Annotated in this window: 13 protein-coding genes; 10 read left to right on the top strand and 3 right to left on the bottom strand. The window is 66.8% G+C overall.

Features of this window, described 5'->3' with window-relative positions; all coding sequences use genetic code 11:
- The first annotated feature begins 24 nt into the window (after nt 1–24).
- Nucleotides 25–789, top strand: coding sequence for an SDR family oxidoreductase (locus tag C4F17_RS06640; protein ID WP_106934697.1), 765 nt, complete (start codon nt 25–27; stop codon nt 787–789).
- Nucleotides 790–802: 13 nt separating this feature from the next.
- On the opposite strand, the gene C4F17_RS06635 is transcribed toward C4F17_RS06640, so the two are convergent.
- Nucleotides 803–2,263, bottom strand: coding sequence for an NAD(P)H-hydrate dehydratase (locus C4F17_RS06635; RefSeq protein WP_106934696.1), 1,461 nt, complete (start codon nt 2,261–2,263; stop codon nt 803–805).
- 41 nt (nt 2,264–2,304) lie between these two features.
- Here C4F17_RS06635 and C4F17_RS06630 point away from each other — a divergent pair, with 41 nt between their 5' ends.
- Nucleotides 2,305–2,733, top strand: a complete 429-nt coding sequence (locus C4F17_RS06630; RefSeq protein ID WP_106934695.1) for a hypothetical protein — start codon at nt 2,305–2,307, stop codon at nt 2,731–2,733.
- On the opposite strand, the gene C4F17_RS06625 is transcribed toward C4F17_RS06630, so the two are convergent.
- Together C4F17_RS06625 and C4F17_RS06620 are read right to left on the bottom strand one after the other, a co-directional pair.
- Nucleotides 2,723–3,976: a D-amino acid dehydrogenase gene (locus C4F17_RS06625; protein ID WP_081267268.1), complete on the bottom strand. Its 1,254-nt coding sequence runs from the start codon at nt 3,974–3,976 to the stop codon at nt 2,723–2,725. The genes C4F17_RS06630 and C4F17_RS06625 overlap by 11 nt on opposite strands.
- 53 nt (nt 3,977–4,029) lie before the next feature.
- A complete protein-coding gene (locus C4F17_RS06620) occupies nt 4,030–5,355 on the bottom strand; it encodes an amidase (RefSeq protein ID WP_106934694.1) in 1,326 nt (441 codons plus the stop codon).
- Between the two features lie 206 nt (nt 5,356–5,561).
- Between C4F17_RS06620 and rpsB the strand changes: the two genes are divergently transcribed.
- The 8 genes from rpsB to rseP all read left to right on the top strand — a co-directional run bounded on the left by rpsB (nt 5,562) and on the right by rseP (nt 12,903).
- Nucleotides 5,562–6,317 (top strand): 30S ribosomal protein S2, encoded by a 756-nt coding sequence (rpsB, locus tag C4F17_RS06615; protein WP_081267266.1) that lies wholly within the window; start codon nt 5,562–5,564, stop codon nt 6,315–6,317.
- An 81-nt stretch (nt 6,318–6,398) separates the two neighbouring features.
- A complete protein-coding gene (gene tsf / locus C4F17_RS06610) occupies nt 6,399–7,322 on the top strand; it encodes a translation elongation factor Ts (protein WP_081267265.1) in 924 nt (307 codons plus the stop codon).
- A 96-nt stretch (nt 7,323–7,418) separates the two neighbouring features.
- Complete coding sequence (pyrH, locus tag C4F17_RS06605; RefSeq protein WP_081267264.1) at nt 7,419–8,141, top strand: UMP kinase; 723 nt, start codon at nt 7,419–7,421, stop codon at nt 8,139–8,141.
- A gap of 11 nt (nt 8,142–8,152) precedes the next feature.
- Nucleotides 8,153–8,713, top strand: a complete 561-nt coding sequence (gene frr / locus C4F17_RS06600) for a ribosome recycling factor (RefSeq protein ID WP_081267263.1) — start codon at nt 8,153–8,155, stop codon at nt 8,711–8,713.
- 8 nt (nt 8,714–8,721) lie between these two features.
- Complete coding sequence (uppS, locus tag C4F17_RS06595) at nt 8,722–9,450, top strand: polyprenyl diphosphate synthase (RefSeq protein ID WP_081267262.1); 729 nt, start codon at nt 8,722–8,724, stop codon at nt 9,448–9,450.
- A 19-nt stretch (nt 9,451–9,469) separates the two neighbouring features.
- Complete coding sequence (locus C4F17_RS06590) at nt 9,470–10,315, top strand: phosphatidate cytidylyltransferase (protein ID WP_106934693.1); 846 nt, start codon at nt 9,470–9,472, stop codon at nt 10,313–10,315.
- Nucleotides 10,312–11,499, top strand: a complete 1,188-nt coding sequence (gene ispC, locus C4F17_RS06585) for a 1-deoxy-D-xylulose-5-phosphate reductoisomerase (RefSeq protein WP_106934692.1) — start codon at nt 10,312–10,314, stop codon at nt 11,497–11,499. The genes C4F17_RS06590 and ispC overlap by 4 nt, the downstream gene beginning before the upstream one ends.
- Before the next feature lie 33 nt (nt 11,500–11,532).
- On the top strand, nt 11,533–12,903 hold the full coding sequence (gene rseP / locus C4F17_RS06580; RefSeq protein ID WP_081267259.1) for an RIP metalloprotease RseP: 1,371 nt from the start codon (nt 11,533–11,535) through the stop codon (nt 12,901–12,903).
- Nucleotides 12,904–12,920 lie beyond the last annotated feature (17 nt).

Here is a 12,920-nt window from a genome sequence, read left to right as displayed (position 1 = left end):
TCAAGAAAGAAAGAGACAGACAGCATGAGCGCTGAAGACAACAAGGGCCGCATCGCCATCGTCACGGGGGCGGGTTCCGGCATCGGCCGCGCCGCGGCGCTGGCGCTGCTGGGCGACGGCTGGAGCGTGGCACTGGCCGGGCGCCGGCTGGAGCCGCTGGAGCAGGTCGCCGAAGAATCGGGCGCCGGTGCGCGCGCCTTCGCCGTGCCCACCGACGTGGCCAAGGCTGAATCGGTGCAGGCCTTGTTCGCCGCGACGGTCGAGCGCTTCGGGCGTGTCGACCTGCTGTTCAACAACGCGGGTGTCGGCAACCCGCCCGGCCCCTTCGAGGACTGGACGCCGGAGCAATGGCAGGGCGTGGTCGACATCAACCTGACGGGCATGTTCTTCTGCATCCAGCAGGCGTTCCGCACGATGAAGGCGCAAACGCCGATGGGCGGCCGCATCATCAACAACGGCTCCATCTCCGCCACCGCGCCGCGGCCCAATTCGGCGGCCTACACGGCGACCAAGCATGCGGTGGAAGGGCTCACCAAGACCGCGTCGCTGGACGGCCGCAAGTACGACATCGCGGTGGGGCAGGTCGACGTTGGCAACGCGATGACCGAACTGGCCGCGCGCATGGCCAAGGGCGTGCCGCAGGCCAACGGCGAACTCGCGATCGAGCCGCTGATCGACGTGAAGATCGTCGGCCAGTCGGTGCTCTACATGGCGAACCTGCCGCTGGAAGCGAACGTGCTGTTCCACACCATCATGGCGACGAAGATGCCCTTCGTCGGGCGCGGCTAAGCAAAGAGCCGCGTCAGGCGGGCGCGCGGCGGGCCAGCGTGCCCGCCGTGAGCGGGGCGGCGTTGGCCGGCCAGGTGTCGGCGATGTGGCCGTGTTGCCAGACGGCTTCGCAGGCCGCCTCGAAGGCGGGGCGACCGGCCGCCAGTGCGGCGCCGATCATGCCGGCCAGCACGTCGCCAGTCCCGGCAGTGGCCAGCGCGGCGTTGCCTGTCAGGTTGATGGCTGGAGGCGCGCCGCTTGCGTCCGAAACCACCGTCCCCGATCCCTTGAGCACCGCGACCACGCCAAAGCGTGACGCAAGCTGCCGCGCCGACGCGAGCCGGTCGGCCTGGATGTCGGCGGCCGTGCACCCCAGCAGGCGCGCCGCTTCGAGCGGATGCGGCGTGATCACGGTGGGCAATCCGTCTTTTCCGCGCGATGCGAGTCGTGCCTGCAGCGCGCTGTCGGTCGCGACGGCGTTGAGTGCATCCGCATCGAGCACCAACGCGGCGGCTGTCGCCAGTACGCGCGGCAGAAGTTCGCGAACGGCTTCTCCGCCGCCGCAACCGCAGACGGCGGTCATTCCCGACAGGTCGAGCGAGCGGGCGTCGCGCAGCATCAGTTCTGGCTGCGAGGTGTCGACGATGGCCGCGCCGGGGTCGAGCAGGCCGACGAACACCCGGCCCGCGCCGGCATGCAGCGCGGCCGAACCTGCCAGCAGCGCCGCGCCCGCCATGCCGGACGCTCCGCCGATCACGGCGACATCGCCGTAGCTGCCCTTGTGCGAGGCATGCGCGCGCGGCTGTGCCTTCGGCGTTCCGGTCAGCACGGCTGCTGGCTGATCCGTGACGTGGCTGCAGCCGAGATCGTCGAACCAGGTGATGCCTGCCGCGTCGCGCCCTTGTGCGGTGAAGAGGCCGGGCTTCAGCGTGAGAAAGGTGATGCAGTGGCGTGTGGAGGCGTTCGTGCGGTCGAAGTCTTTCGGCAGCACGCCGGTATCCGCGTTCAGCCCTGACGGCACATCGACGCTGAGCACCGGCTGCGCGCTCGCATGCATCTGCCGGAGCCATTCGGCCATCGTGCCTTGGGGTGGCCGCGTGGAGCCGATGCCGAGCAGCGCATCCATGGCGAGTTCGTAGGCGCTCGGCGGGTTCTCCGCAAAGGCGACGCCCGCGTCGCGGGCGCGCTGCAGCGATGTTTTGGCATCCGGCGGCAGCCGGCTCTCGTCCCCGGCGAACGTGACCACCGGAAAGAAGCCCCGATGACGCAATTGCGCCGCCGCCTCGAAGCCGTCGCCGCCGTTGTTGCCCGGTCCGCACGCCACCCATATGGTTCGCGCATGGGGTGCGATGGCCATTGCGAGCCGGGCGGCTGCGAGGCCGGCACGCTGCATCAGCGCGTGAGCGGGCAGGGCGGCAGCCGCGGCCTGTTCGATGCGGCGCGTGGCGGCGATGTCGAACAGGTTTGCGGCGGTGGCGGGTGTGATGCGTTGCATCGATCCATTGTGCCGCTGCGTTGCCTCCCTATCATGGGCGGATGAACTTCAAGAGCGTCGCGTGGGTGCTCGCCCTGCTTGTCGCAGGACTCGCCTTTTTCCTGGCCGCGACCGTTGCCTGGATCGCCGGATGGGCATGGGTGCTGGCCCTGCTGGGTGCCGTGTGGGGCGTCTTCCTGCTGGCCCAACTGAAGCGCTGGGTGCCGTTGAGGGATGTGGCATGGGCCGCCAATGTCGGCATCGGCGTCAGCGTGATCCGCTGGTTCGATCTGCCGGCCGAAAGCGTTTCAGGGCTGGCGCGGTTGGCCCTGTTCGGTGCCGGTGCGATGTGCCTGGTGTTCTTTGCGCTGATCGGCCCCGGCTTGCTGGGACGGATCGCAGAGCGCCTGCGGCCGCCGCCTGAGCCCGAGCTGCCTGTCGAGCAGCCCGCGAGCCCCGAGCGCCTGCGCCGCTGGGATCCTAAAGACTGAGACGCTCGACGCCGAGCCCTTCGAGGTCGATTCCCGGATCCTGGCCCGCGATCAGGTCGCCCAGCACGCGGGCGCTGCCGCACGACAGCGCCCAGCCGCTCGATCCGTGGCCGAGGTTGAGCCATACGCCCGGGATGCCGCTGGCGCCCAGCACCGGCGGTCCGTCCGGCAGCATCGGCCGTGCGCCTTTCCATTGCTGCACGCCCGACTGCAGGGTTGCCGCACCCGGGAACCAGTCGTGCAGCACCTTGTAGAGCAACTGCACCGAGGCCGGATTCATCGTGTCCAGCGAGCCACCGATCTCGGCGCTGCCGGCCACGCGCACGCGCTGGCCCAGGCGGGAGATGGCGACCTTGTAGCGCTCGTCCATCACCGCGCTGCGTGGGGCATTGAGCGGCTCGCGCACCGGTGCGCTGACCGAATGCCCGTAGACCGGCGCCATCGGGATGCGCAGGCCCAGCGGACGCAGCAGCGCGGCCGAGGCCAGGCCGGCGCACACGACGATGGCGTCGTAGCGCACCGGATCCGACCCGCTGGCCAGCGACAGCGAAGTGGGCGCTGCGCGGCTCAGCGGTGCGATGTCGCAGTTGAAATGAAACTGCGCGCCCAGCGCCTCGGCCTCCCACTTGAGCAGCAGCGCGAACTGGCGGCAGTTGGCCACTTCGTCTTCCGGCAGGTGGATGGCGCCCACCAGCGGGGTTTCGGGGTTGAGCGCGGGCTCGATCAGCCGGGTCTCGTCGGCATCGATTTCCTTGAAGACGCTTCCGGCCGCGCGCAGCACGTCGAGCCCGGGCTGGACCATCTTCTTCTCGCGCTTGGAGCGCAGCAGCACGAGGTAGCCGTCGCTGCGCTCGTAGCTCAGCTCGCGCGCCTCGGTCACTTCGTGCAGCCGGGTGCGGCTGTAGAAGGCCAGCCGCTGCATGCGGGCACGGTTGGCGAGGTAGGTCTCGAGCTTGCAGGCCTTCTGCCAGCGCGACATCCAGCCGATGTCGCGCGAACTCAGGGGCCAGCGCAGCTTGATGGCGCCGTGCGAGGACAGCAGCGAGCGCAGCACCTTGCCGCGCATGCCGGGCGCAGCCCAGGGGGTGACGTATCCGGGGGCGACCACGCCCGCATTGGCGAAGCTGGCTTCTTCGGCGGCGGCGCCGCGGCGCTCGAACACGGTCACTTCATGGCCGTCGGAAACCAGTTCCCAGGCGGTGGTGACGCCGATGATGCCGGCGCCCACAATCGCGATTTTCATTGAATGTTCTAGATAAGAGAGACGGCGGACGCCCGTAGTATGGGCGAAGCCAGCTATTGATTCTGTAGCGTGCGCTCGATTTGCAGGGCTTGCGCCAGCACGGCGTCGTCGTGCAGCGCGGCATGCCACAGCATGAGGCCGACCGGCAGTTCGCCGGGGACGTGGCAAGGCAGCGAGACGGCGCAGCCGTCGAGCATGTTGACGATCGACGGATTGCGCAGCAGCAGCCCGTTGATGCGGAAAAACTCGTCGTCGCGCTCGGCGCCCGGGGCCACGCTGGCGATGGAGGGCGCGGTGATCGGCACCGTGGGCGACAGCACCGCGTCGAACGGCGCCAGTGCGGCTTCGACGCGGGCGATCCAGTCGCGGCGGGCATGGATCAGGTCGATGTAGTCGTGCGCCTTCATGCCGGCGCCGCGCAGGATGCGCTGGGCCACGCGCGGGTCGTAGCCCGCGCCGCTGCGTTCGAGCAGCAGCCGGTGCCAGGCGTGGGACTCGGCTGCCGAGAAACCGCCGGTGGCGTTGATGGTCGCCAGTTCGGTCAACTCGGGGAGCGCGATCTCTTCGATGCGGGCGCCGGCGGCGCGCAGCCTCTTCAACGAGCGCTCGAAGGCGGCGGCCACGGCGGGTTCGATGTCGTCGAAGAACACGTTCTTCACCACGGCGATCCGGTAGGCGGCCAGGGGCGCATTGCCGGCCGTGACGCGCCGCGCGGCAAGGATTTCGTGTGCGGTGATGGCGTCGCGCACCGACCGCGTCATGGCGCAGACGGTGTCGAGCGTGGTCGAAAGCGGCAGCGCGCCATCGGCGGGCGTGAGGCGGGCGGTGTTCTTGAACCCGACGATGCCGTTCAGCGCCGCCGGAATGCGGATCGAGCCGCCCGTGTCGGAGCCCAGGCCGATGAACGCGGCGCCGCTGGCCACCGAAACCGCGGCGCCTGACGACGAGCCGCCGGGAATGCGGGGCGTGGCGGCGTCGCTCACATTGGCGGGCGTGCCGTGGTGCGGATTGACGCCGACGCCAGAGAAGGCGAACTCCGTCATGTTGGTGCGTCCGGTCAGTACGCCGCCCGCGGCGCGCAGCCGCGCCACGGCGAGGGCGTCGGCGCTGGCCGCTGGTGCATGCGACAGCACCACCGAGCCGGCAGGTGTGGGCTGGCCCGCGATGTCGAACAGGTCCTTGCTGGTGAAAGCCAGCCCGGCAAGCCGGGTTTCGGTGCCGACGCCGGCAACGGCCTGGCGAGCCTCGTCGAACATCGTGCGGGTGAAGACATGCGCGCAGGCCGCCGACTGCGAGACGTCGATGGCGCGCTCCAATTCGGTGCGTGCATCGGAGCCACCTGCCAGGAGGGAGAGACGGGTGGCGTGGAGGTCGTTCATGGTGGGGCTGCGGTGCCGCGTGGACGGCTCGGTTCAGGAAGGGGAGAGTGGCCGTGCTATACTCTTTGGGTTTCGCTGGTTGAGCAACGGCTCCCGTTGCATCCAGTCAAACACATCCGCAAACCGGCCCAATCAAGGTGTTGTGACTCCATCCAAGAGAGCACAAAACGGGCTGGATTTTAGACCCAACCTTTGGAGTAATTTCAATGTCTACCACCATGCGCGAAATGCTGGAAGCCGGTGTCCACTTCGGTCACCAAACCCGCTTCTGGAACCCCAAGATGGCTCCGTTCATCTTCGGTCACCGCAACAAGATTCACATCATCAACCTGGAAAAGTCGCTCCCGATGTTCCAGGACGCGATGAAGTACGCCAAGCAACTCACGGCCAACCGCGGCACCATCCTGATGGTCGGCACGAAGCGCCAAGCCCGTGAAATCGTGGCTGCCGAAGCACGCCGCGCCGGCGTGCCTTTCGTCGACACCCGCTGGCTCGGCGGCATGCTGACCAACTTCAAGACCGTCAAGACCTCGATCAAGCGTCTGAAGGACATGAAGGCTCAGCAAGAAGCGGGCCTCGACTCGCTGAGCAAGAAGGAGCAACTGACCTTCTCGCGCGAAATCGAGAAGCTCGAAAAGGACATCGGCGGCATCCAGGACATGACCGCTCTGCCCGATGCCATCTTCGTGATCGACGTGGGCTTCCACAAGATCGCCGTGGCTGAAGCCAAGAAGCTCGGCATTCCGCTGATCGGTGTGGTCGACTCCAACCACTCGCCCGAAGGCATCGACTACGTGATCCCCGGCAACGACGACTCGTCGAAGGCCGTCACGCTGTACGCCCGCGGCATCGCCGACGCCATCATCGAAGGCCGCAACAGCGCCACCGGTGACGTGGTCAAGGCCATCGCCGAAGGCGGCAGCGACGAATTCGTCGAAGTCGAAGAAGGCGCTTCGGCCTGATCGGCGCGCTCGCGAGCCTGAAGAAGGGGCTTTGGTGCCCCTTTTTTTTAACCTGATTTTTGGATTTACGGAGATACACAAATGGCTGCAATCACCGCAAGCATGGTCGGCGAACTGCGCGCGAAGACCGACGCGCCCATGATGGAATGCAAGAAGGCCCTGACGGAGGCTGACGGCAACATGGAAAAAGCCGAAGAGCTGCTGCGCATCAAGCTCGGCAACAAGGCTGGCAAGGCATCGGGCCGCATCACCGCCGAAGGCGTGGTCACGGCTTTCGTCGACGGCGCTGCCGGCGGCATGATCGAAATCAACTGCGAAACCGACTTCGTCACCAAGAACGACAGCTTCCTGGCCATGGCCAACGCTGCCGCGATGCTGGTCGCCAGGAACAACCCCGCGGACATCGCCGCCCTGGGTGCGCTGGCCTATGAGCAGGACGGTTTCGGTCCCACGCTCGAAGACGTGCGCAAGGGCCTGATCGGCAAGATCGGCGAGAACATGAGCTTCCGCCGCTTCAAGCACTTCACGGGCAACGGCAAGCTGGCTTCGTACCTGCACGGCACGCGCATCGGCGTGATGGTCGAGTTCGAAGGCGACGACACCTCGGCCAAGGACGTCGCGATGCACATCGCCGCCATGAAGCCGGTCGCCATCCAGGCTTCCGACGTGCCTGCCGACCTGATCGAAAAGGAACGCGCAGTTGCCAAGGGCAAGGCCGATGAAGACCGCAAGACGGCCGAAGCCGAAGGCAAGAAGCCGCAGCCGGACGACATCGTTGCCAAGCGCATCGAAGGCGGCGTGCAGAAGTTCCTGAAGGAAGTCTCGCTGCACAACCAGCCGTTCGTGAAGAACGACAAGCAGACCGTTGAGCAGATGCTCAAGGCTGCCAACACCACGATCAAGGGCTTCACCCTGTACGTGGTCGGCGAAGGCATCGAGAAGAAGGTCGACGACTTCGCCGCCGAAGTGGCCGCGCAAGTTGCCGCTGCCAAGGCCGCTGCCTGATCCAGCCGCCATACAAGCGGCGGTGCGCGAACGCGTGCCGCCGCTTTTTCACCGCTACGTTTTACACTCGCCCCCGCCAACTCAAGGAAATTGCCCATGTCTGATGCCCGCCCAGCCCACAAGCGAATCTTGTTGAAGCTGTCGGGAGAGGCGTTGATGGGCGACGACGCTTTCGGCATCAACCGCGCCACCATCGTCCGCATGGTCGAGGAAATCGCCGAAGTGGTGAACATGGGTGTCGAGGTGGCCGTGGTCATCGGCGGCGGCAACATCTTCCGTGGCGTCGCGGGAGGCTCCGTCGGCATGGACCGCGCCACTGCCGACTACATGGGCATGCTGGCCACCGTGATGAACGCGCTGGCGCTGGCCGACACCATGAACAAGCAGAACCTGGTGGCCCGGGTGATGTCCGCCATTGCCATCGAGCAGGTGGTCGAGCCCTATGTGCGCCCCAAGGCCCTGCAGTACCTCGAAGAGGGCAAGGTCGTGGTGTTCGCCGCCGGCACGGGCAACCCGTTCTTCACCACCGACACGGCCGCAGCGCTGCGCGGCGCCGAAATCGGCGCCGAGCTGGTGCTCAAGGCGACCAAGGTCGATGGTGTATACACCGCCGACCCCAAGACCAACCCCAATGCAACACGCTACGCCACGCTGACTTTCGACGAGGCGATCGCGCAAAATCTCGGCATCATGGACGCCACGGCCTTCGCGCTGTGCCGCGACCAGAAGCTGCCGATCAAGGTGTTCTCGATCTTCAAGAACGGCGCGCTCAAGCGTGTCGTGATGGGCGAGGACGAGGGCACGCTGGTGCATGCCTAGGAGTATTTGAGATGACCATTGCAGACATCCGCAATGCGACCGACGCGAAGATGAATCAGTCGCTCGCCGCATTCCAGAACAACCTCACCAAGATTCGCACGGGCCGCGCCAACTCGGCGCTGCTCGATTCGATCCACGTCGAGTACTACGGCTCGCAAGTGCCGCTGAGCCAGGTGGCCAACGTGTCGGTGCTCGATTCGCGCACCATCAGCGTCCAGCCCTGGGAAAAGGGCATGGGCGCCAAGATCGAGAAGGCCATCCGCGAAAGCGACCTGGGCCTGAACCCCGCCTCGATGGGCGACCTGATCCGCGTGCCGCTGCCCGCCATGAGCGAAGAGCGCCGCAAGGAAATGACCAAGCTGGTCCGCAACGAAGGCGAAAGCGCCAAGATCGCCACGCGCAACCTGCGCCGCGATGCGAACGAGTCGGTCAAGAAGCTGGTCAAGGACAAGCTGGCGTCGGAAGACGACCAGAAACGCGCCGAAGCCGAGATCCAGAAGGTCACCGACCGCCACATCGCGGAAATCGACCGCCTGGTCGCGGCCAAGGAAGCGGAGATCATGGCCGTTTGAGGCCTGCCATGGCCTCGTCAACGCCGCGAAACCCGCATCACGTTGCCATCGTCATGGACGGCAACGGCCGTTGGGCGACGCGGCGCTTCCTGCCCCGGGTCGCGGGGCACAAACAGGGCGTCGAATCGCTGCGCCGGTGCGTCAAGGCCTGCGCCGACCGCGGCGTGGGCGTGCTCACGGTGTTCGCGTTTTCTTCCGAGAACTGGAACCGGCCCGTCGAGGAGGTTTCCGGACTCATGGAGCTGATGGTCGGTGCGCTCGCTCGCGAGGTGCCCCGGCTCAGCAGCGACGGCGTGCGGCTGTACTTTGTCGGCGAGCGCGGCGGCCTGTCGCCGAAGATGGTGAAGGGCCTGGTCGACGCCGAGGCCGCCACCGCGCACAACTCGCGCATGGTGCTCAACGTCTGCTTCAACTACGGCGGCCGGTGGGACATCGCTCAGGCCGCCGCCAAGCTGGCGGCGCAGGGTGAAGCCGTCACCGAGGAGAGCCTCGACCGGGCGATGGCGCTGGCACATGTGCCCGACCCCGACCTGTTCATCCGCACGGGCGGCGAGCAGCGGTTGTCCAATTTCCTGCTCTGGCAGAGTGCCTATGCCGAGCTTTTCTTCAGCGACAAGCTGTGGCCGGAATTCGACGAGGCTGCGCTGGACGAGGCCATCGCCGCATTCCGAAGCCGCGAGCGTCGCTTCGGCCAAACCTCGGCACAGGTCTCGGCTCCGCAGAGCCAGACGGCCTGACCGCCCGACAACTTCTCGCATGCTCAAACAACGCATCCTCACGGCGATCGTGCTGCTCGCGATCCTGCTGCCGGCGCTGTTCTATCGAAACTACATCCCCTTTGCCTGCGTGATGCTGGTGCTGATCGGCGCCGCAGCCTGGGAATGGGGGCGCCTGAACGGCTATGGCCAGCGGCTTTCGGTGTTCCTGGGCATCGAGACAGTAGTGCTTTGCGCGCTGTCGTGGTGGCTGGGCCTGCTCGAGCAGTCGCTGGTGCTGATGTGGACCCTGGCCGGCGCTGCCTGGGTGCTGGGCGGGGCGCTGCTGCTTCGCGTGGCGGTGCCGGGCTGGCCGCGGATTCCGCGCGGGCTGCGGCTGGTCGGTGGCCTGTTGGCACTGTGGGTTGCATGGCTGGCGGCGGTGCAGGCGCGCATGGTCGGTATCAATTTCCTGCTGTCCATCCTCGTGCTGGTTTGGGTGGCAGACGTGTTCGCCTATTTTGCCGGCCGGGCCTTCGGCCTCAAGTTCACCCGCAACAAGCTCGCTCCCGCGATCAGTCCCGGCAAGAGCTGGGAAGGCGTCTGGGGTGGCATGGTCGGCGTGGTGGTGCTGGCTTTTACCTGGGTCTGGGCGGACAAGGCGACGGGCGCCACCGTCGCAAGCCTCTACACCCGGCTCAACGAGCGCGGCTGGTGGCTTCTGCTGCTCGGTGCGCTGTTTCTTGCGGCGATGAGCGTCGTGGGCGACCTCGTCGAATCACTCATCAAGCGAAGCGCCGGCGCCAAGGACAGCAGCAAGCTGCTGCCGGGCCACGGCGGCGTTCTCGACCGCGTGGATGCCCTCTTGCCGGCGCTCCCCATTGCCATGATGCTGGCTTTCCTGTGAATACTCCCAAGCAACGCGTCACTGTGCTCGGTTCGACCGGTTCGGTCGGCGTCAGCACGCTCGACGTCATTTCGCGCCATCCCGAGCGTTTCGAGGTGTTCGCGCTCTCCGCCGCCACCAAGGTGGACGAACTGCTGGCCCAGTGCGCGCAGTTCTCACCACGTTTCGCCGTCATGGCGAGTGCACCGCATGCGGCGCTGCTGGCTGAAAAGATCAAGCAGAACAACCTGAAAACGGTTGTTCTCACTGACATCGATGCTCTTGAAAAGATAGCGTCGCACGAAGAGGTCGACGCCGTCATGGCCGCCATCGTCGGCGCAGCGGGTCTCGGGCCCTGCCTGGCCGCCGCCCGTGCTGGCAAGCGCCTGCTGCTGGCCAACAAGGAGGCGCTGGTCGTCGGGGGCGAACTGTTCATGCGCACGGTGCGCGAAGGTGGCGCCACGCTGCTGCCCATCGACAGCGAGCACTCGGCCATCTTCCAGTCGCTGCCCGAAGACCCGTCCACCTGGTCGCGGCGCATCGACAAGATCATCCTGACCGCGTCGGGTGGCCCATTCCGCACACGTGCGCCCGAGACGCTGGGCGCAGTGACGCCCGAGCAGGCTTGTGCCCACCCCAACTGGGTGATGGGGCGCAAGATCTCGGTCGACTCGGCCACGATGATGAACAAGGCGCTCGAAGTGATCGAGGCGCGCCACCTGTTCGGCGTCTCGCCCGAGCAGATCGAGGTCGTCATCCATCCGCAGAGCGTGGTGCACTCGATGGTCCAGTTCACCGACGCATCGGTCATCGCCCAGCTCGGTACGCCCGACATGCGGGTGCCGATCGCGGTCGGCCTGGCCTGGCCCGAGCGCATCGAGAGCGGCGCGGCACGGCTCGATTTCCGCCAGATGGCTTCGCTCACGTTCAATGCGCCCGATGCGGCGCTCTTTCCGGGCCTGGGCCTGGCCTGGCACGCATTGCGCGCAGCGCCGGGCACGACGGCCGTGCTCAACGCCGCCAACGAGGTCGCAGTCGAGGCATTCCTCGACCGGCGACTGCGCTTCGACCGCATTCATGCGGTCAACATGGAAACTTTGGAGACAGTCTCGCCCTCCAAGCCGGCATCGCTGGCCGACCTGCTGGCAATCGATGCCAGCGCCCGTGCGGCGGCCAATGCCGCGGCGCTGCGTTTCGCAGCCTGACGACAACCCCACTCTTACAGCCAGAGGACCCGGATGCTTACTGTCATAGCCTTTGTGGTCGCGCTCGGTGTGTTGATCGCGGTACACGAATACGGCCACTACCGTGTCGCTGTGGCCTGCGGCGTCAAGGTGGAGCGCTTTTCGGTCGGGTTCGGCAAGGCGCTGTTCCGCTGGCAGCCCAAGCGGCAGCATCCAGGGCAATCGACCGAGTTCGTCATCGGCGCGTTCCCGCTGGGCGGCTACGTCAAGATGCTCGACGAGCGCGAAGGCCCGGTTGCCCCTGAAGAGCGCCATCGCGCCTTCAATACCCAGCCGCTGCGCTCGCGGGCGGCCATTGTCGCCGCGGGTCCCGTCGCCAACCTGCTGCTGGCCGTGGTGCTCTACACGGCGGTCAACTGGATCGGCGTGCAGGAACCTGTCGCCAAGCTGGGCCGCCCGGTGGCGGCCTCGATGGCCGAGGCCGCGGGCCTGCATGGCGGCGAATACATCACCCGGGCGGGCTTCGACGGCGATCTGTCGCCGGTTCAGTCATTCGAGGACTTGCGCTGGCGCATGACGCGCGGCGCGCTCGACGGCCATGACCTGACGCTCGAAGTGGCGGGCGAGGGCGGCCGGCCCGCGCGCACGCTGGTACTTCCCCTGAGCAGCCTCGAAACCCGGGATGCCGATCCGCAGATGTTCCGCAAGATCGGCGTGCTCGCTCCCCTGACCAAGCCGGAGATCGGCGAAGTCATGGCCGGCAGCGCCGCCGAGCGCGCCGGCCTGCGCAAAGGCGACGTGGTGCGTTCCATCGGCAATACCGCCATCGTCGACGGGCAGCAATTGCGCGAGGTGATCCGCGCCTCGGTGGACGCAGGCCAGCCGCTCACGCAGGCCTGGAAGATCGAGCGCGGCGGCCAGTCTCTCACGATCGACGTCAAGCCCGAGGTGCGGGAAGAGGGCGCCGCCAAGGTCGGCCGCATCGGGGCCTACGTCGGCGCCCCGCCGGAGATGGTGACGGTGCGCCAGGGGCCGGTCGACGGCGTGTGGCGCGGCGTGGTGCGCACCTGGGAGGTGTCGGCGCTGACCGTGCGAATGATGGCCAAGATGGTCATTGGTGAAGCTTCCCTGAAGAATTTGAGCGGTCCGCTCACCATTGCCGACTACGCCGGCAAGTCCGCCAGCCTTGGTTTCACGCAGTATCTCGTCTTCCTTGCGCTCATCAGCGTGAGCCTTGGCGTGCTCAATCTCATGCCGCTGCCGGTCCTCGATGGGGGGCACCTGATGTATTATCTTTGGGAGGGCCTGACCGGGAAAAGCGTCTCTGACGCCTGGATGGAACGGCTGCAGCGGGGCGGGGTTGCCCTGCTGCTGGTCATGATGTCGGTCGCACTCTTCAACGACGTCACGCGGCTCTTTGGTTAACTTTCTGCCGGCCCTTT

Origin of the sequence: Variovorax sp. PMC12, assembly GCF_003019815.1 — a bacterium.
Lineage (GTDB): Bacteria > Pseudomonadota > Gammaproteobacteria > Burkholderiales > Burkholderiaceae_C > Variovorax.
This window is presented reverse-complemented; position numbering and strand designations above follow the sequence as displayed.